This window comes from Streptomyces klenkii (assembly GCF_003626645.1).
GTDB lineage: Bacteria > Actinomycetota > Actinomycetes > Streptomycetales > Streptomycetaceae > Streptomyces > Streptomyces klenkii.
Genome location: NZ_RBAM01000001.1, coordinates 200,085 through 225,962 on the forward strand (window position 1 = coordinate 200,085; position 25,878 = coordinate 225,962).

A 25,878-nucleotide genomic window follows, 5' to 3' on the forward strand; every position below is an offset into this window, starting at 1 on the left:
CACCATGCAAGGCGACTTCTCACGCGTCACGTTCGACGCGGCCCGCCGATTCTCCGCCGTCCTCGCCCAGCAGGGGCGCGTCCAGCTCGACGCCGACATCAACGAGCAGACCGCCATCCTGCTGCACCACCTGCGCACCCTGGCCGCCGACCTCTTCGGACCCGCCGCCTTCCCGGCTCCCGCCGACGGAAGCTCCGCGGGCGGCTTCGCCGTCTCCTTGGGAGCCGACAACACCCTCACCGTCGGCGCCGGCCGCATGTACGTCGACGGCATCCTGTGCGAATGCCCCACCGGCGGCACCGACTACTGGAGCCAGCCCGACGGCCACCTCGACCCCACCCGCGACGCGGACAAGGCCCTGCCCCACGGGACCTCCCTCGTCTACCTGCGCGTATGGGAGCGCCTCGTCACCGCGGCCGACGTCCCCGCGATCCGCGAAGTCGCCCTCGGCGCACTCGGACCCGACACAGCCGTACGGACCAAGGTCGTCTGGCAGCTCGACTGGATGCCCCTGACCGAGGAATTCTTCAGAGAGGGCGTCATCCCCGTCTCCTTCCTCAGGGAGCAGATCACTCAGCGGTTCGGCCCCCGCCCCCGGCTCGAAGCGAAGGCCCAGGAGCCGCAGACCGAGGACGGCACCGGTGCTCTCCCGCCCGGCCCCGGCTACCGGGGACCGGAGAACCAGCTCTACCGCGTCGAGATCCACCGCGGCGGCACGGCCGGCACCGCAACCTTCAAGTGGTCCCGGGAGAACGGCTCCGTCGTCCTCCCCGTCCTGGCCGTCAACGGATCCGTGGTCGAAGTCGGGACGCTCGGACGCGACAGCGGCCTCGGAGTGGAGAGCGGCGACATGGTCGAGCTCGTCGACGACGCGGTGACCTGCCGCACCGCCGACGACGCGGACCCCGGCGATGCCACCACCCCGGACCGCAACCGTCTGTACCGCGTGGCGGACGTCGACCACGCCGCCCGGCACGTCTACCTGGACGCCTACCCGGCCGGCGATCAGGAAGGGCAGGGCGCCGGCACCGTTCCCGCACTGCACCCGGTGCTGCGCAGATGGGACCACCGCCCGCCGGAACAGCAGCCGGCGGACACGGCTGACCAGGAAGACCAGGCGAAGAACGCGCAGGACAGCGCCGGAGCCGTCCCCGTAGCGGAAGGCACCTGGCTCCCCTTGGAGGACGGCATCGCGGTGCGCTTCTCCGCGGGGGAGGACCACGCAAAGCCCCGCCGCTACCGCAGCGGTGACTACTGGCTCATCCCCGCCCGCGTCGTCACCGGTGACGTCGAATGGCCGACCGACCCCCAGGGCAACCCCGTGCCGGGAGAACCGCACGGAGTCGACTACCACTACGCCCCTCTCGCCGTCGTCAAACCGGTCGACAAGGACACCCTGGAAGTCAAAGACATGCGCACCCCCTTCCCCCAGCCGCGCCCGCCCCGGCCCGACCAGGCGTGACACGGGGAGACGCGGTCAAGCGGCTCCGGCCTCCCCCTGCGCCCACAGCGCCGCTGCCATGTCCTCCACCGCGGCCATCGCGCGCCGGTGGAGGCCGCCGCCGAACGTGACGCGGGCCGCGCCCAGGTCGCCCAGCTCGCGGGGCGAGGGGCCGTTCGGCAGGGCGATGACGCTGACCGGCGCGGGAACGGCGCGGGCGATCTCCGGGAGGAGACCGGCCGGGGCGAGGATCGGGAACACGCAGTCGGCGCCCGCCGAGGCGTAGAGACGGCAACGGCCGATGGCGGGGCCGGCGTCCGGGGCCGTGCGGTCGCCCTTGAGGAAGGTGTCGGTGCGCGCGTTGATCACGACCCGGTCGCCGGCCGCGTCCCGCACCCGGGACAGCCAGTCGGCCTGCTCGGCAGGGTCCTTGAGCCGTCCCGTCACGCGATCGCTGTCCTCCAGATTGCAGCCGACGGCCCCCGTTTCCAGCAGCCGTTCGACGAGCTCAGCGGGCGGCAGCCCGTAGCCGTCCTCCAGGTCGGCGGTGACCATCACCCCGTCCGCGGCGACGGCCCGCACGATGCCGGCCACCGCGGCGAACATCTCGTCCGCGGGCGCACTGCCGTCGGCGTACCCGAGGACGGCCGAGATACCGGCACTCGGCGTGGCCAGAGCCCGGAACCCGGCATCGGCGAAGACCCGCGCACTGGCGGCGTCCCAGGGCCCGGGCAGCACGAGCGGCCCGGCCCCGGCCCGGCCGTGGTGCAAAGAACGGAAGGCGGCGGCACCGCCGGAGATCGTTGTCATACACCCGACGCTAAAGGCGAAAGCGCCCGGAAAACTGGTCCAATCCACGTCCCGTTTCGTGGGCCACTCCGGGGCCGCCTCGCCGCCGAGCCCGCCTGCGGCCGGTGAGCGAGTTCCTCCTGTACGTCGAGGGCGACGAGGCACGCCTTCGCTGCTGACGCACCCCGGTGGTCCCGTCAGCCGGCGAGGCTCGACGCCAGGCCCTTCACCTGGGTCACGTAGGCCATGACAGACGGCTCGCGCCGCCAGGGGCGGAGGGCGTCGGTGAAGATCTGGAGGTAGTCGAGTCCGCGTGCGGTCCGGAGCCGGGTGAAGAGCCGGAGGGATTGCTGCCCGAGGAGCAGGCCCGCGTCGAGGTCGCCCTGTTGCGCATGCGCCGTGGCCAGGACGGACAGGCGGATCCCCCTCGACCGGGCGAACGCCTCGCCGGGCATGGACCCCAGCGCGTGCCACGCGAACGTGGACTTCGGGCGCCCCAGGTCACGGAAGATCTCCGTGGCGTCCGTGACGATCCGCTGCCGGTTGAAGAAGCCGATCCACGCCCGCTCGCCGCCCGCGCCTTCGGCCGCACCGCGCTCCTGGAAGCGTTCGGCCATGGCGAGAGCGGCACAGGCGGACCGGGCGTCTCCCTCCCTCGCGTGCGCGCGTGCCTCGATCAGCTTGGCGAACCCCAGCACCCGCGGGTCGGCGCCCGGAACCCGTTCGAACGCCCCTTGCGCCATGTCGACGGCCTGTGAGGCGAACCCGCGCATGAGTGACTGCATCGCCATCGTCGTCAGGACGTACGAGCCGAGGTGGATGTCCCCGGCGGCCTTTGCCAGCCGCAGCGCCTGGATGAAGTGGCGCTGAGCGGCCTGGTGCTGTCCGGAGTCGAAGGCGGTCCATCCGGCCAGCCGGGCCATCTCCGCGGTCACGGAGAACAGGTCGCGCCCGTTCCGTTCCGAGTAGCGGGCGCGCAGGAGCGGGCTGACGCGTTCGTCCAAGTAGGCGGTGAGCGCCTGAGACTTCAGGGCGGCCCCGCCGAACCGCGAGTCCCAGGTGCGGGCGTCATCGGCGACCGCCCGGAGCTCCTCGATGTGGGCCCGGCCCAGCACGGCGGTACCGGGCGACGGCAGCACGGTCTCCGTGGGACTGACCAGCCACCGGGTCACCGGCTCGGAGAACGAGGCGACGGCGAACGGCGTCGCCGCCAGAAATGTGCGTCGGTTCACGGTGCTCCAATACGAGGCGGCTTCGGCGAGCGCCTGCCGCTGGTCCCGGGGGAAGGCGAGCCCGGCCGACCGGTTGCGTCCCCCTTCCCGCATGTCCTCCATGCCGATGTCCGCCAGGTCCACCGGCCGGCCGAGGCCCTCGGCGAGCACGGTGCACAGGTGCCGGGGGACGGGCCAGCGCGGCCGCATGCCGCGGCGGGACCAGTTGACCACGGACGTGTGCGTGTACTCGCTGGCCACGCCCTCGGCCAGACAGGTCTGGTTCACCCGGTACGCCAGCCTTTTGTGGCTGATCCCGGACTCGGCGATCAGCTTTTCTAAGCGGGCGTTGGGCTCTCGACCGATTGTCTTCGCCACGACCACCGTCTCATCACCCCTCCGCCTCCGGCATGTTGCCAGCGTAGCGACGCGCCGCGGCCGTCGGCGTGTGCCGCGATCCGTGAGCCCCCTTTGTGAGCCCTGTGCAGGTGTTCACGCCCTGCTCTTCTGGTGGGGGAACGAACGACAAGGCCCAACGCGGGAGCGGGACAGGGATGGTGAGACGGCCGATGACGACACGACACGCCGGGAAGAAGAACCGGGAGCCCGCCTGCCGGACTTGGGTGCGGCTCGCGGCCCAGTGGCTGGTCGGCCCGGCTTCCGCCGTGGCTCAGATGCTCACCGAAGCCCTGCCGCCCTGGGCGGTCATCGCGCTGGCCCTGGTCGCCTCACTGGCCGCGGGTGTCCGGCGGGGCGGTATGCCTCCGGCGCCGCATGCGCCCCCGCCCTCCGCTTCCGCGCGCCTCCGGCGGCGCCGCCCCGTGCGCCGTCCGCCGAACCGCGTCGTGGGCTTACCGCCCCGTCGGCCGCCCGCGGCCGGGAGGAGCCGGGGCCGCTGCAACGCCCGCTGCCATGGCCGCCGTTGACCGTCTTTCTGCGGTCGCCCGGTGGGCCTTCCGGGGTCAGACCGCGAACCAGACGCGTTCGATGCGGTCCTGCCCCACCTCGTACATCGCCAGCGCGGTACGGGTCCCGCCGCCCATGAAGCCGGACACGCGCTCCTGGTCGATGACGATGCGGCCGTGCGTCACGCGCGAGACCAGTTCGGCGTGCAGGTCGGGGCTGGCGGCGAAGAGGGCCGCGTAGCGCTCGCGGAAGGCGGGCCCCGACCGGTCGGCGAGGACGTCGCCGGACGGGAAGGCGTGGACGGGCACGTCCTCGGCGTAGTACCCGAGGAACGCCTCGAGGTCGCGTGCGTTGTACGCCGCGAGCTGGCCGTCGACGATCTCCTCCGGAGACATGGGGCATCCCCTTTCCGGCCCGGCCGCGTTACGGTTCGGCGGGCCACGTACAGCGGTGTCGTACCGGTCGCGAAGATCATATCGACGGGGGTCGGGCGGCCGGGGGCGCACCGGCGGCGGCTCCTACGCCAGGAGCAGGGCCCTGTCCCACGCCGGTTCCACGTCCGTGGCCGCCCCCAGCACGGCGAGCAGCACGCCCGCGGCGCCGTCGAGGAATCCGGGGCCGCCGCCCGCCGGGAACGGTGCGGCCGCGAGGCCGGCCGCGGCGGAGGCGAGGCCGGGGTCGCCGGTGTCGTGCGCGAAGCGCGACGTGATCTGGAGCAGGCCTGCCAGGCCGTGACAGAGCCCCGGGGCGCCGTCGATGCGCCGCTCCTCGGGAGGCCGCCGGTGAACGGCCTTCAGCGCCCGTACCGCAAGGTCGCGCAGGGACTCGTCCCCGAGGGCCGTGCCCGCGAGCCACAGGGCGCGGGCCGTCCCGGGGCTCCCCCGGCACCACGAGGCACGTACGGTTGTGCCAGTGGTCATCCCGGGCCAGTTGGGGCCCCACGCGTCGTCGGCGCGGCAGTCGTTGAGCAACTCGGCCAGCCGGCCGACCGCCTCCCGCTGACCGCGTACGGCAACGCCCTCGCCGAGGGCCAGGGACAGGAGGGCGAGCGGCCCGGACCACCCGTGGGCCGGACCCGGGTCAGGGGGCTCACCGGCCCGTACCCCTGTCCGCGTCAGGGTGGTGAGCACGGCCCGGAGCGCAGCCGCCGCGGCCGGATCGTCGCCCCGGCACAGCAGATACGCCCCTGCCCCCGTCAGACCGGAGACGACGTCGACGGCGCGGGCGGGCGGCGGCGGGCCGTCGCAGAGTTGCCGCGCCCGGGCGAGCGCCTCCCGGACGACGCGGTCGTGGAGAGCGGGGTGTTCGAGAGCTGACCCGCCGGATGACACGGACCACGCGGCGAAGGCAAGTCCCGCGACACCGCCGAACAGGCCCGGCGAGGCGCCGAGCCGCTCGTAACCCCTGATCGCGGCGGCCAAGTAGCCCTGGGCGAGGGCGCCCCAGCCCCGTCCGGGCAGGCCGCGGTCCAGCCAGTGGAACGCGAGGGCCAGGCCCGCGCCCCCGCCCGCGAGATCGGGGCGCACCCGATGGGGCACGCGGTGCGGCCTCGCGGCGGACGCGACGCGCGCGAGGGCGGCGGCGGACGCGCCGGGGGACAGGGCGGCCGTCCACTTCCCGTCGGTCATGTGCTCTTTCCCTTGAGGCGCGCGTGAGGCGTGTGAGGCGCGTGTGAGGCACGTGGCGCGGCCGGCACCGGTTCGGTTCCGGCCGCGCAGAACCGGTGAACGGTTTACGGCGGGCAGCGCGGCGGGTCGGTGCAGTGACCACTCGTGTGGTCGGTGTCGCAGCACATGACCGGTGCCAGTGCCGGCTCGTCCGTCTCGGGCAGCTCTTGCAGCTCCAGAACGGTTTCTTCCATGTCTTTCACCCCCTCTCCGTCATTCGGACAGGTCACTCCGGGCCCGGGCGGCCGGCTGCTGGAGGCTCAGCCCGGTCCACCCGGTCCGCCCCGTCCACCATCCACGGGCGGCCGCCCCCGTGCTTGAGACGCAGCAGCAGATCCAGGGCGCCGCCCAGGCCGACCTGGTAGCTCACGCAGAATTCGCGCAGCGTGTCGTCAGGGACGACCAGCCGCCCGTCCTCCAGGGCGGCGGCCCGCGCGTACAGGCAGTAGGCGGCCTCGGCGGCCCGGGTGCGGTACGCCGTGTCGCCGGTCATGTCGGCCAGGTCGATGAGCAGCTGGGCGTTGCCGGCCACGCCGTGGCACGCTCCGGGGCCGACCCGCCAGCGGTCCCGGTGGGCCGCGCGCGCCGCCCTCTCGGCGTACTCGCGGAACAGCGGGTCTCCGGTCTCCTTCCACAGCCTGACGAGCGCGGTGCCGATGCCGGACGCACCGTTGCACCAGAAGTCGAGGCCCGGCCGCTCCGTACGGCCCGGCCCCTTGGGCCAGATCGCGATGTCGCCGCGGCGCTCGGCCACGGCGCACAGGGCGTGCCCGCCACCGATCGCGATGTCGACGAGCTCCGGCCGGTCGAGATCGCGTCCGGCGGCGAGCAGGAACGCGACGAGGCCGGCGACGCCGTGCGCGAATCCGTAGAAGGCCGAGCCCGCGAGTTCGCGGCGGTGCGGCGGGCCGGGCAGCCAGTCCACCCCGCCCTCGGCCTCCATGGTGCGGCGCAGCACGCCGTCCGCGCAGTGCGATGCCCGTTCGGCGAAACGCGGGTCACCTGTGGTGTGCCACAGGTGTAACTGGGCCGTGCCGGCGCCGGCGAGGCCGTGACAGATGTCGGGGTTGGCCCACTCCAGCGGGATGCGCAGGGCGTAGGCGCGGGCGCGGCCGGCGAGTGCGGGGTCGTCGAGTGTCAGCGCCGCGTCGTGGAGTGCCCAGGCTGTGCCCGAGCGGCCGAAGTACAGCCCGGGCAGGACGCGGCCGGGCAGGGCGAGCTGTGCGTCGATCCAGTGGGCCGCCGTGCGCAGCAGCGGTACGAGCGCGGGAGCCTCGCCCGTACGGACGGCTCTGTCGAGGACGGCCAGGACGCCCGCCGCGCCTTGCTGGACGTTGCAGGGGTCGCCCTCCGGCAGGGACCGGGGCCGGGGCCACAGGTGTACGGCCTCCGGGTCGGCGGTCGCGGCGATGAGGCCGAGCCCGTCGTGCAGGAGCCGGTCGAGCGCGGAACCTTCCAGGAGGGGCAGGGCCGTACGGGGGGACTCCGCCGCGGCGACGGGCTCGGCTCCGGCCCCGGCTCCCACTCCGACCCCCTTCTCCGCTCGGAGGAACGCGGCCGCCTTCTCCAGCGGCCAGCGAGCGGGCGCGTCGGCCGTCAGGCCGAGGACGAGGGGCGCGAGGGCGGCCAGTGCGGGGCAGTCCCCGGCGGCGGCCTCCACCATTACGGCGAGGCGTTCGCCGGCGGACCGCGCGGGCGTGGAGTCCGGCGCGTCCGCAGCGTCCGGGGCGAGCAACGGGTTGATGCCGGCGGTGGCGTGGAGCAGGGTGGCGCCCAGGCTGAAGCAGTCCGCCTCGGGGCCGGGCGCGGGACCGGTGCCCGCGCCGGAGAGGTATTCGGGCGCGGTGAATCCCTGGGTGCCCGCCACATGGACCGTGGTGCCGGTGCGCACCGCGCATTCCAGGTCGACGAGGACGGGAGTGCCGCCGGGTCTCATCACGACGTTGGCCGGCTTGAGGTCGCGCAGGACGAAGCCGGCCGCGTGCACGTCACTGACGAGGCGGGTGAGCTCGCGGGCGAGCCGCCACGCCGCGGGGACCGGCAGCAGGCCTCCGTGGCGCGACGCCTCCTCCGCCGACCAGCGGTGCAGGTTCTCACCGTCGATCAGGTCCTCGGCGAGGAAGACGTGCCCGCCGGCCTCGAAGACCTCGCGCGGGGCGGGAGCGAGGCCCTGCGGCGCCAGGCGGGCCAGCACGCCGGCCTCGTAGCGCAGCCAGTCCCGGGCGTCCGTCCCGCCGGGCTGCGCGCCGACGTGCGCGCGGGCCTCCTTCAGCAGGACGTCCTCGCCGGTGCGTTCGTCCCGTGCGCGGTAGACGCCGCCGCGGTTGGAGTGGCGGACGGCCTCCCGTACGAGATAGCGCCCGGCGATGAGCACCGGGCCGCCTCCGCTCCGGCGGCCGGCGGTGCGTACGGGTGGCAGGTCGAAGGGCGGCCGCGCCCAGGCGGGCGGTGAGAACCACGCGTTGCGCTCGTCGGCGGTCAGGCTGCCGTCCGGCGCCCGGAGGCGGCCCCGGTAGAAGCCCTCGTCGTCGAGTTCGCGCGGCGGTGAGAAGCAGCCGAAGCGGTAGTGCACCAGGCTGTCCGGCCGGTACCGCCGGTCCGACAGGATCGCCGGCCCGGCCAGCCCGAGCGTGGCCCGGTGCAGTTCTTCCGCGAGCGCCCGCAACTGGTCGTCGTCGGCGGGGTACGCGGTGAGGAACTTGCCGGAGTGCTCCCGCGGAGCCCGGACCGAGGTGAGGTCGGCGGTGACGCGGGGCGAGACCGCGAACTTGAACGCGCACCCGCGCGCCACCAGAACGCTCCCGGCTCCCTCCAGGACCTCGTGCGCCGAGCCGACGGTCGCTGACAGGTGCAGCTTCCACCCCTGCCGCCGGGGCCGGTACCCCACAGGCGTCACCATGCACCAGGTCTCACCGTCGCGCAGTGTCCACGCGGACCGCTCGGCCCCGAGAATCCGCAGGGCGATCGACTGATAGCTCGCCTGGGGGCTCACCGTCACGCGGTCAGAGTGGCATGCCGTCCCGCCGCGGTCGAGGCCTGCGCCGGAATGGTCTTGCGCACGGCAGCACGGCAGCACGGTGCGGGGCCGACGGCGATCGACAGCCTGTTCGGCGCTGCTCGGTGATCAATCTGAGAATCAGCTGTGACAGTCGTGGGGCAGCATAAGCCCACGTGATCCACTATCAGCGCCGGAGCAGCCGGTGAACCAGCCGTACGCTCCACAGCCTCATCAGCCCCACCAGCCTTACGCTCCTCAGCCGCATTCCCACCCGTATGCGAATCAGCAACCGCATCCGTACGCGCACCCGCACCCGTATCCGGAGCCGCACCCGTACGCCCAACCGCAGCCGTACCCGTACCCGTACCCGCAGCGTCCCGCCGTCCCCGAGCCGGTGAGTGACGAACGGCGCATGCTCTTCTCCGGGATCGACGGCGTCATCACGGTCGTGGCCGGTTTCGGCCTCGCCCTGCGGCTCGCGGACGACAAGAGCGTCGGCGTGTTCTGGGCCGTCGCCGCTGCGTGCGTGTTCGGGGTGTCCTTCGTCCACCACGTCCTGGGGGCCGTGGTGTTCCGGACGACCGTGGGCAAGTTCCTGCTCATGACGCGCGTGGTGCGGGAGGCCGACGGCGGGCGGCCGCGCTTCTGGCGGGCCGTGCAGCGCTGGCTCCTGGGCCTTACCTGGCTGCCGATGCAGCCGGTGTGGAGCCTGATCGGCTCGGACGGAGACCCGTACGAGGACGGCTGCGGTCTGCGCTACGTACGGAGCAAGGACCTGCGCTGAGGGAGAGTCCGGGGCCGAGGGAAGGTCCGGGAAAGAGGTCGGTCCTCAAGATCCCTGCCGGGTCTTGAGGACCGATGTCATGCACGGGCCCGGATCAACCGGCGGCTACTCCGCTACTGCTACTACTGCGGCTACCGCTGCCGGCCGGAGCGCTCGTCGCGACGTCACATGCCGCAGAACGGCGGGATGATGTTCTTGTGGGACACCCAGCCGCGGGTGCCCTTCGACAGGCCGCCCTTGCTCTTGGACTTGAGCTGGACGTAGTCCCAGCCGCCCGACGAGCGCAGGATGCGGATGGGGTCCCCGAAGTAGAGCTGGCCCAGGACGGCGCCCGACGTGCCGGCCTTGCTGCGCAGCCGGGTGCCGTCGCTGTAGATCATGGCGTTGTCCGCGTGGCACGCCTTGGCGGACACGGCGGTCGCGGTCGTCGCGGGGGCGGCCTGGGCCGCCGGGGCGGCCAGGGCGGCGGTGGTGCCGATGAGGGCGGCGGTGGTGAGTGCGAGGGATATGCGTCGCACGGATCCTCCGGTTGTTCGTGTGGTGCGGCGGGTGCCGCGGCGATCACCCTAAAGGCTCCGGGCGGCCCGTCCGGCAGCGATCTTGTCACGTCCCTGTCACAGCCCTGGGCGGCCTTCGCCGGAGCGCGTTCACGCCGCTCCCGGCGCGCCCGGCGGCATCGGCTCGACGCCGACCACGTGCCGGACCCTCAGCGGCTCGACCATGGCGACGACCCGCTGTTCGCCGGGAATTCCCCACTCGAACCGCTCGGATCCGGTGTATTTCGCCGCGAGCCCGTCCATGTTCCGGTCCGCTTCGGCTCCCTCGACGAACCGGACCACCCGGCCGCGTATCTGGACCCGGTCGTACGGGTCGGCCCGGTCCGCGTGGGACAGGCACACGCGCGGGTCGCGGCGGAGGTTGCGTTCCTTGATCCGGCCGACGGCGGTGTTGAAGAAGAGCAGGCCGCCTTCGAGGCCGAGCCACATCGGGCTCACGTGCGGCGCGCCGTCGGCGCCGACCGTGGCGACGTACCAGATGTCCGGGGCTGCGATCCGTGCGCGGATCGCTTCGGGGAGGGCAATCATGGGGCACCCCTGCCCGGCTGCGTGGCCGTTGAAGCGCGCACGTAATCTTGCCGTGCGGTCCCGCTGTGCAGGCCGCGCCGTGCGAGCGGCGCAGGTCATGGCCGGAGCGCGGAACCGGGGGGAGGGCTTGGGCGCTCCACCCGTGCGAAAACAGACGATCATGTCCTTCGGGACAGCAGCAGGAGTGTCCGGAGCGACGTGATGACGCAAGTGAGCGGGGGGACCTATCAGTCCCGGGGATACCATCGCGCACGCCGTGCCAAGCGATGGACGATCGTGGTGGCATCCATAGCCGTGCTCGGGCTGATAACCGCCGGCGTGCTCAACCACTTCAAGATAGGCCCCTTCTCGGACAAGGGGGCGCCGGTGAGCTTCGGCCAGGATCAGGCGGCCGGGGGCGGCGGTCAGGCCGGCGGCGCGGACGCCGCGAAGCCGGACTCCAAGGTCCTGATGCCGACCGGCCCCGCCGCCGAGTTCAAGAACGCCGACACCCTCGGCGACGGCACGCACATCGCCGTCACCACGCTGGAGGGCAAGAAGTCCGGTTTCACGGGCAAGGTGTGGGTCTGGGCGCCCAAGGAGTACAAGGACCCGAAGTTCAAGGACCACGGCTTCCCGGTCCTGATCGCGCTCCCGGGCGGCCCCGGCTTCCCGGACAACTACTGGATGGGCACCAACCTCAAGCTTCAGTCGTCCATCTCCAAGTGGTACGCCGAGGGCAAGAGCAAGCCGTTCCTCCTGGCCATGCCGGTCCTCAACCCCAAGAACAACGGTACGTACTGGGACGGCAGCGACATCCCGGGTCAGCCGAAGATGGGGACCTGGCTGACCGATGACGTCCCGGACCTGATGAAGGCCAACTTCCGCACGATCAAGTCGCGCGACGGCTGGGCGTTCATGGGCTCGTCCTCCGGCGGCTTCGCCGGCATGAAGGCCGTCCTCAAGCACCCGGACAAGTTCAAGGCCGCGATCGCCTCCGGCCCGGACTTCTACCCCGACTCCCCGCTGTGGAAGGGCCACCCGAAGGAGCGGGACGAGAACGACCCCAAGCTGCTGGCCAAGGACCTGACCGCCCGCAAGGGCCCCGACGTCTACATCGCCTTCCAGTACGGCACGAAGGAGGACCCCATCACCATCAGCGGGGTCAAGAACTTCGTGAAGGAGTACGGGCAGGGCTCGGTGCACACCATGGTCAAGGAGATCCCGGGCGGCAAGCACGACGCCTACACGTACGTCCCGAGCATGGGCCAGGGACCGATCCAGTTCATCAGCGAGCAGTTGTCGGACCCGATCCCGGCTTCCTGAGCGGCCGCGAGGTCGCGAGGCCGTGACGTCGCCGCACTTGCGCGGCCCCTGCATGCATGTATGCGTTGCGGGGGCCGCGCAGTCGTATGCGGGCCGAGGCGCGTGTGCTGCTTCGGCGGCGGAGCTCAGCAGTCTCCGATGGCCGCTCGCAGCGCCGCGGCGAAGGGTGCCGGGTGGGTCAGGAAGCCCACGTGTCCGCCCGGGAACTCCGTGACCCCGGTGCCGGTGCCGACATGCTCCGCCAGCGCCTGCGTCGTGCGGTGCAGGAGCGTCTTCGGCCCTTCGCCGCCGATCACGATCGTGAACCGCGCGGCGCGCAGCGCACCGGCATCCGGCCGGAAGCGGACGAACGAGCGCAACTCGTAGGCCAGGCAGGTCCCCACGTTGGCGCGGATGCGCGCCAGCATCTCGCGCACCGGCTCCGGCACGCTCCCGGCCGCTTCCGGAGCCGGGGGCGCGTCCACGCCGATCTCCCCGCAGAACCGCCCCATCGCCGCATCGGTGCCCTCGCGCTCGTAGAGCTCGTACACCTCCTGGAACAGCGCGTGCCAGCGGTCGGCGTCCGGCAGCAGATCGATCACGAACGGCTCGTGCGCCACCAGGGCCCGCACCCGGCCGGGGTTCCGCGCCAGGAGAGCCATGCCGATCATGCCGCCGTAACTCGTGCCGAAGACGTACGCGGGCTCACCGGCGGCGACCGTGTCCAGCAGGAGGCGGGCGTCGTCGCCGTGCTCCTCGATCCACTGCTCGCGGGGCGGGCTCGTCAGGCGGCTGCGGGAGTTGCCCCGTAGGTCGTACGTGATGACCGTGAAGTCTTCCGCGAGCCGGCCCGCCAGGGGGCCGAACATCGCCGCGTCGCCGTCACCGCCGTTGACGAGCAGCAGGGGCGGGCCGGATCCGCGCACCTCGTAGTAGATCTCGGCGTCGGGCGTGGTCAGCGTACCGGTCTTCATGGGACCTCAGAGTGCACCGGTGACGGGCCTCCGGGCAATGACGCCGGGGGAGAAGGAGGGTCGGAGGGGGGCGCGTGGCGCCGGGTCAGCCGTCGGCCTCGCCGCCGGCCAGCGCGCGCAGTGCGCCCGTCAGCTGGTCAGGAGTGAGCGGCGGGGCGGGAAGGGCGGTGGTGGCGGCCGGGGCGCGCAGTCCGTCCAGGAGGAGGCCGAGGTAGCGCCGCCAGGCGTGCGGGGCGACGGTCACGGAGGCGGGGACGACGCGGCCGAGGGCGGCCAGCGTGAACAGCAGGTCCTCGACGACCACGTCGTCGCGCATGGTGCCCTGTTCCTGGGCGCGCCGGATGAGCAGGCAGACCGTCTCGTAGTGGTGGGTCTTGAGGGCGTCGAGGGAGTGGACGCCGGGGATGCTGGTGGTCATCAGGTCGTTGGCGCCCTTGTCGGCGGCCAGGCCCTCGAAGATGTACTCCAGGTAGCCGGCCAGGCCCGCCCAGGCGTCGTCGGCGTTCCGGGCCTCTTCGCCCCGGCGCAGGGTGTGGGTCAGCGATTCGCCGAAGACCGCCTCGATGAGCGCGCCGCGGGTGGGGAAGCGGCGGTAGAGGGTGGCGTTGCCGACGCCGGCGCGGCGGGCGATGTCGTCGAGGGGGGCGTCCACGCCGCGCTCGGCGTAGATCTCGCGGGCGGCCGCGATGAGCAGGTCGCGGTTGCGCTGGGCGTCCTTGCGCAAGGGCCCTCCTTGGGTGGTGCCGACGGTGACAGCACTCTAACAGCGAACCGTGGACTGCTCCCCGTTTCGCTGTTAGGGTCGCAGCCAGTAGTGGGGAGCGGTCCCCGCTTCTATGAGTTTGCCGCACCGGCCGACGAAGGGTTGACGATCCATGAGCACGCTCCCCGACTTCCAGGCGCTGGCCCCGGCCGGCATGGACTTCGTGGCCGACCCCTACCCCCTCTACGCCCACCTGCGCGAACAGGGACCCGTCCACCGCGTCGCCACCGAAGGCGCCGGCGACGTATGGGTGATCCTCGGCTACGACGCGGCGCGCGAGGCGCTCACCCACCCCGGGATCAGCACCGACGTGCGCCACTCCGCCCGCTGGACCAGCGACGGCGGCCAGGCCGTCGGCGGCCGCAACATGCTCCAGACCGACCCGCCCCAGCACACCCGCCTGCGCGGGATGGTCGCCGGGAGGTTCACGGCCCGGCGGATCGAAGAGCTCAGGCCGCGCATCCAGCAGATCACCGACCAGTTGCTGGACCGGATGGCCCCGCTCGGCGCCGCCGACCTCGTCGCGTCCTTCGCGCTCCCCCTGCCCATCGCCGTCATATGCGAGCTCCTGGGCGTACCCGAAGAGCACCGCGACACGTTCCACGAGTGGTCGCAGCGGATGGTCTTCGAACCCGCCACCCAGGCCGGCGCGGAGGCGGCCGCCGCCATGGCGGCCTTCCTCACCGAACTGCTCCGCTCCAAGGAAGAGCACCCCGAAGACGACCTGCTGAGCGACCTGGTGCGGGCCGAGGACGCCGACGGGCGCCGGCTGCCGACGGAGGACCTGATCGGCATGGCCTTCCTCCTCCTCGTCGCCGGCCACGAGACCACCGTCAATCTGCTGGCCAACGGCACGTACGCCCTGCTCACGCACCCCGAGCAGCTCAAGACCCTGCAAGCCGAACCCGGCCTGCTGGAAGGCGCGATCGAGGAGATGCTGCGCTACGAGGGGCCGGTGACGTCCTCCGCGTACCGGTGGACGGCGCAAGACGTCGAGATCGCCGGACAGACCATCCCGGCGGGCGAGTCCGTCCTGATCCTGCTGGGCTCGGGCTCCCGCGACCCCGGCCGCTTCGCCGAGCCCGACCGCTTCGACATCCGCCGCCCCCGCACCGCCGGCGGCGGACACCTGGCCTTCGGCCACGGAATCCACCACTGCCTGGGCGCCCCACTGGCCCGCCTGGAGGCGGCCGTAGCCTTCCCCGCCCTCCTCGACCGCCTCCCCGACCTCACCCTGGACACCGACCCGGCGGACGCCGCATGGCGCCCGGGCCTGATCCGCGGCCTGACGCACCTGCCGGTCCGCTACACCCCGGTGGGGTGATCGCGGCCAACGCGCGGAGTGGGCGCGCGGCGCAGCGGGGGTAAGAACACCCGGTCTTTCCCACGCCCCGGGTCCGGACGCGCTACGGGGGTGCGAGTCCGGACCGGGGCGGTCTCCTCAGAATCCGGAGGACCCGGTGCAGTTGCGCAATGTGTCACCCGATGACGTAGACGCCTATGTCCGGATGCGATGCGATCCCGTCATGATGACGGATCTCGGCGGCCCGTTGCCGCGTGAAGGCATGGCGGACAAAGTCCGGCGAGACGCCCGCCAAGCGGATGCGGACCTCGCGTGGATCAAGATGATCGTCCCGGATCCGGACACTCCTGATGTGGTGGCGGGGACGGTGACCATCTGGTCCCACGACACCGGGAACGGGCCGATCTCCGAGATCGGATGGATGGTTCTGCCGGAATTCCAAGGACGGGGACTGGGGAAGCGAGCCGTTCGTAGGCTGCTGGATCAGGCCCGGAACGAGGACCGCTGGGGCGTCGTGCACGCCTTCCCGGCAACGAGCAACGCAGCATCGAACGGCATCTGCCGTTCCGTGGGCTTCCGGTTCGCCGGAGAGCAGGAAGTCCTCTTCGCAGGCCGAACTCTCCGGACCAATCACTGGTCCATCACAGTACGGGGAGAGGCTCCCTGATCCGGTCCGCGGGAGAGAAAAGCAGCCACGGTCTGGGTGAAGGCGGCGGGGGCGTCGAGCCATGGGTAGTGGCCGGCGCCCGGTTGGATGGTCAGCTCGGCGTGGGGGAACAGCTTCACGATGGCCGCGGCGACATGGGGGCGGGGGCCGCTGTCCAGTTCGCCTGCGAGGAACAGCACCGGCGCGTCCAGGCGCGCGATGGCGGCGCGGGTCGCGGCGGGGTCGAAGGCGCCGGCGGAGGCGTAGATGCCGGCTGCCGGCTCATTGGTCTGTCCGGCCTCTGCCGCGGCATGCGCCTGTGCGGTGGCGTCCCAACGGCCGTAGAAGAAGGGGACGGCAGCGTCGAAGTCGGCGTCCGTGGGGGACCCGGACCAGATGGCTTCGTACGCGTCGCGGGCCGACTCGAACCACGGCTCGGACCTGCGCAAGGCGACGACCTCCCGGCGGTGCTCGCCGGTGAAGTCGACGCCGAGGGCGCGAGCGCGGGCCGTGATCAGGCTGAGCGAACGCATGCGCTGCGGGTACCGGGCCGCGTAGAGGATGGCGAGATCGCCGCTCGCCGAGTGGGCGAGGACATCGACGCGGTCCCACCCGAGGTGATCGCGGAGAGCTTCCACGTCCTCGACCTGCCGGTCACACCGGTACGTAGCCGGATCTCCGGGGATCCCGGAACCGCCGGTCCCGCGCAGGTCGAGCATGACCAACCGGCGGTGCCTCGACAGTCCACCGAGGTCTCCGAGGTACCCGGAGGCGCGCATCGGTCCACCGGGCAGGCAGAGCAGTGGCTCGCCTTCTCCCATGACGCGATAGGCGAGGACTGTCCCGTCGGCGGCGGTGAGTGTCGGCATGGCGCCATCCTCATCACCCGCCGACGGCGACAGCAAGCCGTTTGTTTCTCCGGTCACCGGGGCCCGGTCCCGCCCTCGTACGGCCGTGCAACGTCGTTCTCCTCGAAGAGTTCCCGGGACGTTCCCTCCCGGCCGCGGTACGACAATCGCGCGCGCTCGTCCCGCCGGCACGCGGCCGCCAGCTCCAGCAGCATGCCGGCCGTGATCTGCGGCTCGCCGTTCCTGGGGGTGTGCACGAACGCGGCGTCCATCTCGCCCGGCCGGTCCGCGATCCGCCGCGACAGGACCTGCCGCAGTTTCAGCAGCGCCGGCAGCACGGCCTGGTCGCCGCCGAGCGCGCCGCTCAGCGCGGCCTCGCACAGTGCCGCCGCGCCCGCACAGGTTTGGCGGCGCGCAGGCACGGTATGCGCGCTGACAAGGCCCACGACGGACACCGAGCGGATACCAGAACGGACACCAGAGGGCCCGATGACTCCTATGACTCAGTCGAAGAAGAAGACAGCCGGCACACCCGAAGAGCCCGCCACGAAGGCCGGCGCCTCCACCGGCACCCCGACCGAGCCGCAGCGACCCACCGTCACGGCGGTGCAGGTGCTGCGCGCCGCGCACGAGCAGTTCACCGAGCTCACCGGCCTGCGCCCCGAAGGCATCAGCCGGTTCGAGAGGTCCGAGGGCGGCGGCTGGGAGCTGGAGGCCGAGGTCGTGGAGCTCGCCCGCATCCCCGAGACGATGAGCGTCATGGCGCTCTACGAACTGAGCCTGGACACCGACGGCCTGCTCACCGGCTACCGCCGCGTGCGGCGCTACGAACGGGGCCGTACGGGCCGGACCGGCTCCCGCTGAGGCCCCGGGCGGGCTGGAAGCGAAGAGAGGAAGTTGTCCGATGAGCGTAGTCCCCGCAACTCAGGGCGGGGGTGCAGGCGGCACCAGCGGCCTGTACGACGTCCTTGAGCTGGTGCTCGACCGCGGGCTGGTGATCGACGCGTTCGTGCGCGTCTCCCTGGTCGGCATCGAGATCCTGAAGATCGACGTACGGGTCGTGGTCGCGAGCGTCGACACGTACCTGCGTTTCGCCGAGGCCTGCAACCGCCTCGACCTGGAAGCCGGCCCGCACCGCGACCCCGGCCTGCCCGACCTCGTCGGGTCGGTGACGGAGGGCGGTGCCCGCGGCAAGGCCAAGGGCGCGCTCTCCGGCGCCGCGCAGAGCGTCGCGGACGCGGTGCAGCAGGTGCGTGACCGCGGCGACGACCGCAGCAGCAGCGGTTCCCGCTCCCGCAAGAAGGAGGAGAGCGAGTGACCACCTACGTCTACGGCATCGCCCGCGGCGACCGTACCCGGCTGCCCGAAGGGCTCACCGGCATCGGCGACCCCCCGCTGCCCGTACGCGTCGTGACCGGCGCCGGCCTGTCCGCGGTCGTCAGCGACTGCCCGGCGGGCGGCGAGCTGCGGCCCAAGCGCCGCGACCTGCTCGCCCACCAGCGGGTCCTCACCGAGGCCGGCCGCCGCACCACCATCCTGCCGATGCGCTTCGGCAGCGTCTCCGACAACGACGAACAAGTGCGCACCGTGCTCACGGAACACTCCGAGCGCTACGAGGACCAACTGAGCCGGCTCGACGGACGCGTGGAGTACAACGTCAAGGCCGTGCACCACGAGGACGCCGTCCTGCACCTCGTCCTCGCCGAGAACACCGGACTGCGCACCCTCGCCGAGGCCAACCGCGCCGACGACGGGAGCTCGTACGAACAGCGCCTGCACTTCGGCGAACTGGTCGCCCAGGCCGTCCGCGAGCGCGAGGCCCGCGACGCCGCTCTGGTGCGCCGGGCGCTGGCACCGCTGGCGGAAGGCGAACGGCCCGGGCCCGAGAGCACCGGCTGGTTCCTGAACGTCTCCTTCCTGGTCGCCGAGGACGCCGGGAGCCGGCTGCTCGCCGAGGCCGGCCGGCTCGAAAAGGAGAACCCCCGGCTGGACGTGAAGGTCCACGGCCCCCTGCCTCCGTACAGCTTCGTCGAATGATCGGCTTCGTGGGCTGGGTGCTGCGCCGCGTCGTCACCGAGGCCGAGCGGCTGTACTACGACCCGGCCGTCGTCGGCCGCGAGCTCAAGGCGCTTGAGGAGCAGCTCATCGCCGGCCTGATCGGCGAGGAGGAGTTCGACCGCCGCGAGGACGCGCTCCTGGACCGCCTGGCGGAGACGCGGCGACGCGGCGAGGCAGGACAGGAGCGCACGGCATGAATCCCGGACATCCCGAACACACGGCACTGACGAGGACGGGCTCAGGAATCGGCACCCGTACCGGTGCCGGCATGAGTGCGGGCCTGGGCGCCGGCAGCGGCGGTGCCGACCTCGCCGACATCCTGGAGCGCGTGCTCGACAAGGGCGTGGTGATCGCCGGAGACATCCGCGTCAACCTGCTCGACATCGAACTCCTCACCATCAAGCTCCGGCTGGTGGTCGCCTCCGTCGACAAGGCGAAGGAAATGGGCATCGACTGGTGGGAGAGCGACCCCGCGCTGTCCTCCGGCGCCCGCCGCGGCGAACTGGGCGCCGAGAACGCCCGGCTCCGGGCGCGCGTCGCCGAACTGGAACAGCGTCAGGAGGAGACCCGGTGAACCACGAGGAACTGCTCTACGCCTACGCCGTCACCCGCGACGACGGCACCCCCGGCGCCGGCGACCTGGAGACGCTGACCGGCGTCGCCGGCGAATCCGTCCGCCCCGTCCGGCACCTGGGGCTGACGACCCTGGTGGGACAGGTGCCGGCCGCCGGCTTCGACGAAGCGGCCCTGCGCGCCTCCCTGGAGGACGTCGCCTGGCTGGAGAAGGCCGCCCGCGCGCACCAGAGAGTGATCGACGCGGTGAGCGCCGGCGGCGCGTGCGTCCTGCCGCTGCGGCTGGCGACCGTCTACCGCGACGAGACGGGAGTGCGCCGCATGCTGGCCGACCGGCACGCGCAGCTGGGCGCGGCCCTCGACCGGCTCGACGGCTGCGTCGAATGGGGCGTGAAGGTCCACGCGGTCGGCAGCGCCGGACAAGCCCCGGCCGCCACCGGCTCCAGCTCCGGTGCCGGCCCGCCGGCGCCGCGCGCCGCCATGTCCGGCCGCGACTACCTCCGCAGCCGCGCGGCGGCACGCCACGCGGACGAGGAGGGGGCGCGGCGCGAGGACGAGGCCGCGCGCGGCATCCACGCGGCGCTCACCGCCCTGGCGGAGCAGACCCGGATCTACCCACCGCGGCAAGGCTCCCTCGCCGGGCCCTCCGGACGCAACGTCCTCAACGCCGCCTACCTCGTACGGCGCGAGTCCGGCGGCCGCTTCACCTCGGCCGCCGCCGGACTCGCCGGCCTGGCCCCCGAGGACGGGGTACGGCTGGAACTGACCGGGCCGTGGGCCCCGTACTCCTTCGCCGGACAGGCTACGACCGGGCAACCCACCGCCGGGGAGGAGATACCGTGACCGGCGACGGCCTCCTCGTCCAGCGCAGGCTCTCCCTCGTCGACCTGCTCGACCGGCTCCTCGCGGGTGGCGTGGTGGTCGCCGGCGACCTCACCCTGCGCATCGCCGACGTCGACCTCATCCGCATCAACCTGCACGCCCTCATCAGCAGCATCGACGACCAAGTGCCCTCACCCTGGGAGTCCTGGGAGCCCCGGGAGTCCTGGGTCTCCCGGGAGGAGGCGGGGGCGTGACCCGCCGCATGGAACTGGACGAGGCCACCGTCGAACGCGACCTGGCCCGGCTCGTGCTGACCGTCGTCGAACTGCTCCGCCAGCTGATGGAACGGCAGGCACTGCGCCGGGTGGAGCGTGGCGACCTCACCGACGAGCAGGAGGAACGGATCGGCCTCACCCTCATGCTGCTCGCGGAGCGCGTCGAGGAGCTGTGCCACCACTACGGCCTGGAGCCGGACGACCTCAACCTCGACCTCGGACCCCTCGGGCCGCTGCTGTAACACCCGTAAGGCCGGCGAGGGCGTGCTGGAGGGCGGAGTCGCCCGGCGGGCGGTCGCGCCAGCGGGCGCCGACGTGCCCGTCGGGCCGGATGAGCAGCGCCCCTTGCGGGCCGATGCCGCAGAGGCCGAGGTGCTCAGGGGGAAGGGCCTCGACGCGCAGCGGCCATGGGGCAATGGCTTTCTGCTGCTCCCAGTGGGCCGGATCCGGGGTGAGCAGGGTGAACCACTCGCCGAACGCGTCGAGCGTGGAGCGGCTCTGCGTGAGCCAGAGGTGCGGCATGCGATGGCCCGGCCTCGCCGTGGGGACATAGTCCGTCCCTGCCCCCGCCCCTGTGTCCGTGCCCGGCGGATCGGGCGGCGCGCTGCCGTCGGTGAGGACGGCGCCGGAGTCGTACGCGACGCCGAGTACGAGACCGAGTTGCGCGAAGTACTGCTCCGACCAGGGGAGTTCGAGCTGGTCCGGCGGTGCTGCTGCGCCGGATCGGAGCTGCTCGCTGCGCCGGTTGCGCACGTCGAGCATGAGCTGGGTGTTGGCCACCGCTTGGCTGAGGGTCCGGTGGGCGACGGGCAGCCGCTCCGTTCCGTACGTGTCCAGCAGTCCCGGTCCGGCCCACCCGTGGAGAACGCCCGCCAGTTTCCAGCACAGATTGTGCACGTCGGCGATCCCGGTGTTCATGCCCAGGCCGCCGGTGATGGGGATCGCGTGTGCGGCGTCGCCGGCCAGCAGGGCCCGGCCGTGCCGGAAGCGTTCGGCGACGAAGGCGTTCATCGTCCAGTGCTGGACCCGCACCACGTCGACGCGTACGTCCGCGCCCGGGCCGAGGGCGTGCGAGACGAGCCCGGACCAGTCCGTGTGCGCGGGGTCGTCGGGGGTGGGGACGAACCACGCCCAGCCGCCCTCGGGGTAGAGCGGGGCGAACAGCCCGTGCGTGGTGAAGTAGACGCCGGCGGGCCGTTGGGCGCACCAGAGGCCGAGATCGGCGTCGAACACGACGGTCGTGAAGGCCGCCATCGCTCCGGGGCCGGTCGTGCCGATGTCCAGCCGTTGCCGGACGGTGGAGTTCGCGCCGTCGGCGGCGAGTACGTAACGGGCGCGGACGCGGGACTCCTCGCCGCTCCGGCGGTCGAGGAGGACGGCCACGACGCTGCCGCCTTCTTCGCCTCCCCCGGCCCCTTCTCCTTCGCCTTCGGTTCCTTCTCCGTTTTCTCCTTCGATCAGGCCGACGAGCTCGACTCCGAACCGCATCGGGCCTCCTGCCGCGGCGAGCAGGGTGGGTTCCAGCCGGTCCTGCGAGGTGAGCGCGCCGATGACGGGGCTCTCGGGCACGGGCGCGTTGACCCCGACCATCGCCGCCGTGGCGAAGTCGGGGTCACGCATGGCGTCGCGGAAGCGGACGCGGCCGTACTCCGGGGCGAACGCGGCCGCCGTGATGCCGTCGGTGAGCCCCAGACTGCGGTAGATCTCCATCGAGCGCACGTTGACCAGCCGGGCCCGGGGAAAGGGCGACAACTCGCCGTGCTTCTCGACCAGCAGCGACCGTACGCCCCAGCGCTCCAGCAGCGCCCGGGCGGTGAGCCCGACCGGCCCACCGCCGACGATCAGCACCGCCACCTCGGCGTCCGCTACGGCCATGTCGGGCTCCTCCCGCTCGCCCCGGCCCTGCCGGGCACACGGTGACTGCCGGCCATGCGGCCCCGGGCGCCCGGCCCGCCTTACGGTGACCGGACCCGCATCAATCTCCCGCACCCGGCGGCCGCCCGCAACGTGGCCAGCCGTGCGTGGAGAACAGGGCGCCGGAGCAGAAGCGGTCCAGGACGGCGGCGGTGTAGGGCACGCAGTCCGCCGGGGGCCGGCCCGGGTCGGCCCACACCAGGGCCGAGCACTTGCCCGGCTCACGGTTGCTGGGCTCGCCGGACCAGCGCTGGGTCGTGAAGACCACCCCCAGCCGTGCCTGTCCCTCGGGGGAGTGGTGGTGGATGAGGTGGCAGAACTCCAGGTCGGCCGGTGCGATGCCGACGCCGACCTCTTCGCCCGCCTCCCGCAGGGCCCCCTCGACGACGGTCTCGCCGTCCTCCAGGTGCCCGCCGGGCGGGGCGAGGAGGCCGCGGGCGTAGACGTCGCCGGCCCGGCGCAGCAGCAGGACGCGCCCGTCGGTGCGGTGCATCAGGACCATGACGTCGACGACGCTCCGGTAGCGGATCCGGTGGCTCATGCGGGCCTCCCCGCGGTGGTCCGGGCAGCGGCGGCGAGGGCCGGGAGAGGCCGGCATTCGAACAGCAAGGGCACCCTCGTGTCGCTCGTACGGCAGGTGGGACGGTGACGCACTACGCCTCCTCGTTGACGCGTGGATCGGACGAGTGATCGGAAAAACGACCCCCGATCGGGTCCGTCACGGACTCCGGAGGGCGCTTCGTAGCGCGCAAGTTCGAGTCGCGGTCGAGAGGGCCTTGGCTGCGGGGCGAGGGCCGGGACGGGCCTTGTGCGATTCACCCGGCCGTGGCTCCTCACCCGTTCCGGGGGTTGCGTTGCTCCCGGGAACGGCAGGCCGCGGCCCGTCGCCCGTGTTCGCGGGCCGGCGGGCGCGGCTGCTTTGCAGCAGGCCGGGTGACGCCCGTCTCACCCTCCGTCGAGGTGACGGGTGTCGCCGAGGCGCATGACGGCGCGGTTGCGGAAGAAGTCGTCCTCAAGGAGGTGCGTGATGCTGCCCGAGGGCGCCCGGAAGGCGACGTGACCGAGTGACTCGAACGGCATCCTGATCCAGGACGCCACCACGAAGGTGAGGGCGAAACCGTGGGTCACGATGATCCGGTGCTCGCAAGGCCCTTGCAGGATGTCGTCCATGGCCGCGTAGACACGCCGGGCGAACGCCGCCCTCGTCTCCGCGCCCGGAACGCCCTCGTCATGTCCCATCCGGTCACCGGCGCCCGGTGGCGGGACGAACCGCTCGTCGAGCCACCCCTGCGGCCGCCCCTCCGCCTCACCGTAGGACTTCTCCCGCAGCCGGGGGTCCAGCACCGGCTCCACGCCGAACAGCCCGGCGACCTCTTCGGCCGTGCGCCGGGTGCGCAGCAGGTCCGAGGACACCACCTCGACGCCGGCCTCCTCGGGGATCTCGGCCCGCAACGCCCGGGCGATGGCGGCCGCTTGACGCAGGCCGACCGGTGTCAGCCGCGAATCATGCCACCCGCCGACGAGCCCCTCGACATGATGGCTCGCCTCCGGATGGGTGACGACATGGATACTGCGCACCAGCGTGTGCCCTTCTGATGGGGGGAGGCCCTGCTTGTCCGCCGGACCGTGCCGGAAGGTCTCCGGCGTGCTCCCTACCCTGGCCGTGCGAAGCGGTGCGCGGCTACGGCGAGGGCCGTCGCGGCGAGCGCGGCGGTGATGCCGAGTTCCGCCGCGACGGGCAGTTGCCGGCCGGGGGAGGGCGCCGCGGCGGCGGGCGCGTGGGCCGCCACCGCGCGGCGCAGCGGATCGACCGCGTACGTCAGCGGGTTGGCCAGGCAGATCACCGTCAGCCACCGCGGCAGACCGGCGAGCGGGAACATCGCCCCGGAGAGGAACAGCAGCGGCGTCATGGCGAAGCTGAGCACCGCCTGGAACGTCTCGACGCGGCTGATGCAGACGGCGGCGACGGCCCCGAGGGCGGTCAGGGCGAGGGCACTGAGGGCGAGTTCGCCGGTCAGCGTGGCGAGCAGGGCCGGGTCGTAGGGGACGTGCGCGGTCCCGGCCAGGGAGAGGACGAGCACGCCCTGGCAGGTGGCCACGGTCGTGCCGCCCGCGCACTTGCCCAGGAGCAGGCTGCCGCGCCGGACGGGCGCGACGAGCATCTCGCGCAGGAAACCGGCCTCGCGGTCCCAGACGATGGACGCGCCCGCGCCGATCGCGGGCATCTGCACGGTCATCGTCAGCACGCCCGGGAAGAGGTACGTGCGGTAGTCGCCGGTGCCCGCGGTGGAGGGGACCAGCACCGACAGGCCCGTGCCGAGGACGAGCAGCAGGAAGACGGGCTGCGCCAGCGTGACGGCCAGCCGGCCGCGGTTGCGCAGGAAGCGCATCATCTCGCGCTGCCAGACCACGCGGGTCGCGCGCACCTCGTGCCGCACGCCCGCGGGCACTGCCGCCGCCGCGACGGCCGTCATCGCACGCCGTCCGCGTCGTGGATGGTGCGGCCGGTGCAGCGCAGGAACACGTCGTCCAGACTGGGCCGCGTGACCGCCACCGACAGCACCGGCACCCCGAGCCCCGCGCACAGGCGGGGCACGAACGACGCCCCGTCGGGCACGTGGAGCAGCAGCCCTTCGGGCGCCGCGTGCGCCCGAAGGCCGAAGCGCTCGCGCAGTGCGCTCAGGGCAGCTGTGTCGTCGGCGGTGCGGACCGCGACGCGGTCGGCGCCGATGGCGGCCTTGAGGTCGGCCGGCGACCCCTCGGTGACGATGCGGCCGCCGTCGATGACGGCGATGCGGTCGCAGTGTTCGGCCTCCTCCAGGTAGTGCGTGGTGAGGAAGAGGGTCACGGAGCGCTGCGTGCGGACGTAGTGGAGGTGCTCCCACAGCTGGGCGCGGGTCTGCGGGTCGAGACCGAGGGTGGGCTCGTCCAGGAAGAGCACCTGCGGCGCGTGCAGCAGCCCGCGGGCGATCTCCAGCCGCCGCTTCATGCCGCCGGAGAAGGTACGGACGAGGCTGTCGCGCCGGTCGTGGAGACCGACCAGGGCGAGCATGTCGGCGACGCGGCGGCGCGCCGTGCGCCGGGGCAGACCGTAGAGGTCGGCGTGGAAGCGGAGGTTCTCGGCGGCGGTCAGGTCGCCGTCGACGGTGAGGTCCTGGAAGACGAGCCCGATGCGGCGGCGTACGGCGCCGGGGTCGGTGGTCACGTCGGCGCCGGCGACGCTCGCCCGGCCCGTGGTGGGCCGGGCCAGCGTGCAGAGCATCGCGATCGTGGTGGACTTCCCGGCGCCGTTGGGCCCGAGCAACCCGAAGGTCTCCCCGGCGCGCACGGTCAGATCCACACCGCGGACGGCCTCCACACCGGGGTACGCCTTGCGCAGGCCCCGGGCGAGGACGGTGACAGGGGGCAGCCCGCGCCCGGCGGCCGGGGCGTCACTCTCTCCGGCACCGGCATACGGGGAGGCGAAGCCGGAGCCGGGAGCCGGCCCTACGGGAAGAGCCGTGAACCGGACCTCACCACTCATGGGTCACCGGCGTG

The 25,878-nt window shown here is 72.8% G+C and carries 30 protein-coding genes; 13 read left to right on the top strand and 17 right to left on the bottom strand.

The features are described from left to right. The first annotated feature begins 4 nt into the window (after window positions 1–4). Complete coding sequence (locus D7231_RS00605; protein ID WP_120752897.1) at window positions 5–1,462, top strand: DUF6519 domain-containing protein; 1,458 nt, start codon at window positions 5–7, stop codon at window positions 1,460–1,462. Window positions 1,463–1,477: 15 nt separating this feature from the next. Here D7231_RS00605 and D7231_RS00610 read toward each other — a convergent pair whose 3' ends face one another. The 6 genes from D7231_RS00610 to lanL all read right to left on the bottom strand — a co-directional run bounded on the left by D7231_RS00610 (window position 1,478) and on the right by lanL (window position 9,012). Then, a complete protein-coding gene (locus D7231_RS00610) occupies window positions 1,478–2,251 on the bottom strand; it encodes an isocitrate lyase/PEP mutase family protein (RefSeq protein ID WP_120752898.1) in 774 nt (257 codons plus the stop codon). Between the two features lie 176 nt (window positions 2,252–2,427). Further along, a complete protein-coding gene (locus D7231_RS00615; protein ID WP_120753368.1) occupies window positions 2,428–3,819 on the bottom strand; it encodes an NsdA family TPR-like regulatory protein in 1,392 nt (463 codons plus the stop codon). A gap of 584 nt (window positions 3,820–4,403) precedes the next feature. Beyond that, entirely contained in the window at window positions 4,404–4,742 is a 339-nt protein-coding gene (locus D7231_RS00620; protein WP_120752899.1) for a nuclear transport factor 2 family protein, read from the bottom strand. 123 nt (window positions 4,743–4,865) lie between these two features. Further along, on the bottom strand, window positions 4,866–5,975 hold the full coding sequence (locus D7231_RS00625; RefSeq protein ID WP_120752900.1) for a lanthionine synthetase C family protein: 1,110 nt from the start codon (window positions 5,973–5,975) through the stop codon (window positions 4,866–4,868). A 104-nt stretch (window positions 5,976–6,079) separates the two neighbouring features. Further along, on the bottom strand, window positions 6,080–6,208 hold the full coding sequence (locus D7231_RS38065) for a hypothetical protein (protein WP_267470839.1): 129 nt from the start codon (window positions 6,206–6,208) through the stop codon (window positions 6,080–6,082). Window positions 6,209–6,240: 32 nt separating this feature from the next. Beyond that, entirely contained in the window at window positions 6,241–9,012 is a 2,772-nt protein-coding gene (lanL, locus tag D7231_RS00630) for a class IV lanthionine synthetase LanL (RefSeq protein WP_120752901.1), read from the bottom strand. Window positions 9,013–9,424: 412 nt separating this feature from the next. Here lanL and D7231_RS00635 point away from each other — a divergent pair, with 412 nt between their 5' ends. Then, window positions 9,425–9,796, top strand: coding sequence for an RDD family protein (locus tag D7231_RS00635; protein WP_120752902.1), 372 nt, complete (start codon window positions 9,425–9,427; stop codon window positions 9,794–9,796). A gap of 164 nt (window positions 9,797–9,960) precedes the next feature. On the opposite strand, the gene D7231_RS37270 is transcribed toward D7231_RS00635, so the two are convergent. Next, window positions 9,961–10,314: an SH3 domain-containing protein gene (locus D7231_RS37270; RefSeq protein WP_241999487.1), complete on the bottom strand. Its 354-nt coding sequence runs from the start codon at window positions 10,312–10,314 to the stop codon at window positions 9,961–9,963. A gap of 129 nt (window positions 10,315–10,443) precedes the next feature. Further along, complete coding sequence (locus D7231_RS00645; protein WP_120752903.1) at window positions 10,444–10,881, bottom strand: PPOX class F420-dependent oxidoreductase; 438 nt, start codon at window positions 10,879–10,881, stop codon at window positions 10,444–10,446. A 288-nt stretch (window positions 10,882–11,169) separates the two neighbouring features. Here D7231_RS00645 and D7231_RS00650 point away from each other — a divergent pair, with 288 nt between their 5' ends. Then, the gene (locus D7231_RS00650; protein WP_241999543.1) at window positions 11,170–12,186 is read left to right on the top strand and encodes an alpha/beta hydrolase; all 1,017 of its coding nucleotides are present in this window, start codon (window positions 11,170–11,172) and stop codon (window positions 12,184–12,186) included. A 125-nt stretch (window positions 12,187–12,311) separates the two neighbouring features. Here the strand turns inward: D7231_RS00650 and D7231_RS00655 are convergent, their stop codons facing one another. After that, window positions 12,312–13,139: an alpha/beta fold hydrolase gene (locus D7231_RS00655; protein WP_120752905.1), complete on the bottom strand. Its 828-nt coding sequence runs from the start codon at window positions 13,137–13,139 to the stop codon at window positions 12,312–12,314. An 85-nt stretch (window positions 13,140–13,224) separates the two neighbouring features. Further along, a complete protein-coding gene (locus D7231_RS00660; RefSeq protein ID WP_120752906.1) occupies window positions 13,225–13,863 on the bottom strand; it encodes a TetR/AcrR family transcriptional regulator in 639 nt (212 codons plus the stop codon). Between the two features lie 151 nt (window positions 13,864–14,014). Here D7231_RS00660 and D7231_RS00665 point away from each other — a divergent pair, with 151 nt between their 5' ends. Next, the gene (locus D7231_RS00665; RefSeq protein WP_120752907.1) at window positions 14,015–15,226 is read left to right on the top strand and encodes a cytochrome P450 family protein; all 1,212 of its coding nucleotides are present in this window, start codon (window positions 14,015–14,017) and stop codon (window positions 15,224–15,226) included. A 136-nt stretch (window positions 15,227–15,362) separates the two neighbouring features. Beyond that, window positions 15,363–15,872 carry a GNAT family N-acetyltransferase gene (locus tag D7231_RS00670; RefSeq protein ID WP_120752908.1) on the top strand — a complete coding sequence of 170 codons (510 nt, stop codon included), beginning with the start codon at window positions 15,363–15,365 and terminating at the stop codon, window positions 15,870–15,872. Here the strand turns inward: D7231_RS00670 and D7231_RS00675 are convergent. After that, on the bottom strand, window positions 15,836–16,720 hold the full coding sequence (locus D7231_RS00675; protein WP_120752909.1) for an alpha/beta fold hydrolase: 885 nt from the start codon (window positions 16,718–16,720) through the stop codon (window positions 15,836–15,838). The genes D7231_RS00670 and D7231_RS00675 overlap by 37 nt on opposite strands. Before the next feature lie 53 nt (window positions 16,721–16,773). Further along, window positions 16,774–17,121, bottom strand: coding sequence for a hypothetical protein (locus tag D7231_RS00680; RefSeq protein ID WP_422396657.1), 348 nt, complete (start codon window positions 17,119–17,121; stop codon window positions 16,774–16,776). Between the two features lie 76 nt (window positions 17,122–17,197). On the opposite strand from D7231_RS00680, the gene gvpO reads away from it, so the two are divergent. From gvpO to D7231_RS00720, 8 genes are all read left to right on the top strand, one after another. Then, a complete protein-coding gene (gene gvpO / locus D7231_RS00685; protein ID WP_120752910.1) occupies window positions 17,198–17,563 on the top strand; it encodes a gas vesicle protein GvpO in 366 nt (121 codons plus the stop codon). Between the two features lie 40 nt (window positions 17,564–17,603). Beyond that, a complete protein-coding gene (locus tag D7231_RS00690) occupies window positions 17,604–18,017 on the top strand; it encodes a gas vesicle structural protein GvpA (protein ID WP_120752911.1) in 414 nt (137 codons plus the stop codon). Further along, window positions 18,014–18,736 carry a GvpL/GvpF family gas vesicle protein gene (locus tag D7231_RS00695; RefSeq protein ID WP_120752912.1) on the top strand — a complete coding sequence of 241 codons (723 nt, stop codon included), beginning with the start codon at window positions 18,014–18,016 and terminating at the stop codon, window positions 18,734–18,736. Before D7231_RS00690 ends, D7231_RS00695 begins: the two co-directional genes overlap by 4 nt. After that, on the top strand, window positions 18,733–18,954 hold the full coding sequence (locus D7231_RS00700; protein ID WP_120752913.1) for a gas vesicle protein GvpG: 222 nt from the start codon (window positions 18,733–18,735) through the stop codon (window positions 18,952–18,954). Before D7231_RS00695 ends, D7231_RS00700 begins: the two co-directional genes overlap by 4 nt. A gap of 71 nt (window positions 18,955–19,025) precedes the next feature. Beyond that, complete coding sequence (locus tag D7231_RS00705) at window positions 19,026–19,331, top strand: gas vesicle protein (RefSeq protein WP_120752914.1); 306 nt, start codon at window positions 19,026–19,028, stop codon at window positions 19,329–19,331. After that, window positions 19,328–20,173 (top strand): GvpL/GvpF family gas vesicle protein, encoded by an 846-nt coding sequence (locus D7231_RS00710; RefSeq protein ID WP_241999488.1) that lies wholly within the window; start codon window positions 19,328–19,330, stop codon window positions 20,171–20,173. Before D7231_RS00705 ends, D7231_RS00710 begins: the two co-directional genes overlap by 4 nt. After that, entirely contained in the window at window positions 20,170–20,406 is a 237-nt protein-coding gene (locus D7231_RS00715; protein ID WP_199739278.1) for a gas vesicle protein, read from the top strand. The genes D7231_RS00710 and D7231_RS00715 overlap by 4 nt, the downstream gene beginning before the upstream one ends. A gap of 8 nt (window positions 20,407–20,414) precedes the next feature. After that, window positions 20,415–20,669 (top strand): gas vesicle protein K, encoded by a 255-nt coding sequence (locus D7231_RS00720; protein ID WP_120753370.1) that lies wholly within the window; start codon window positions 20,415–20,417, stop codon window positions 20,667–20,669. Here D7231_RS00720 and D7231_RS00725 read toward each other — a convergent pair. The 5 genes from D7231_RS00725 to D7231_RS00745 all read right to left on the bottom strand — a co-directional run bounded on the left by D7231_RS00725 (window position 20,632) and on the right by D7231_RS00745 (window position 25,864). Further along, on the bottom strand, window positions 20,632–22,302 hold the full coding sequence (locus tag D7231_RS00725) for an FAD-dependent monooxygenase (RefSeq protein WP_120752917.1): 1,671 nt from the start codon (window positions 22,300–22,302) through the stop codon (window positions 20,632–20,634). The genes D7231_RS00720 and D7231_RS00725 overlap by 38 nt on opposite strands. A gap of 100 nt (window positions 22,303–22,402) precedes the next feature. Further along, window positions 22,403–22,882 carry an NUDIX hydrolase gene (locus D7231_RS00730; RefSeq protein WP_120752918.1) on the bottom strand — a complete coding sequence of 160 codons (480 nt, stop codon included), beginning with the start codon at window positions 22,880–22,882 and terminating at the stop codon, window positions 22,403–22,405. A gap of 404 nt (window positions 22,883–23,286) precedes the next feature. Further along, window positions 23,287–23,919 carry a histidine phosphatase family protein gene (locus D7231_RS00735; RefSeq protein WP_120752919.1) on the bottom strand — a complete coding sequence of 211 codons (633 nt, stop codon included), beginning with the start codon at window positions 23,917–23,919 and terminating at the stop codon, window positions 23,287–23,289. Between the two features lie 74 nt (window positions 23,920–23,993). After that, window positions 23,994–24,815, bottom strand: a complete 822-nt coding sequence (locus D7231_RS00740; RefSeq protein ID WP_120752920.1) for an ABC transporter permease — start codon at window positions 24,813–24,815, stop codon at window positions 23,994–23,996. Beyond that, complete coding sequence (locus D7231_RS00745) at window positions 24,812–25,864, bottom strand: ATP-binding cassette domain-containing protein (protein WP_120752921.1); 1,053 nt, start codon at window positions 25,862–25,864, stop codon at window positions 24,812–24,814. Before D7231_RS00745 ends, D7231_RS00740 begins: the two co-directional genes overlap by 4 nt. Window positions 25,865–25,878: the final 14 nt, after the last annotated feature.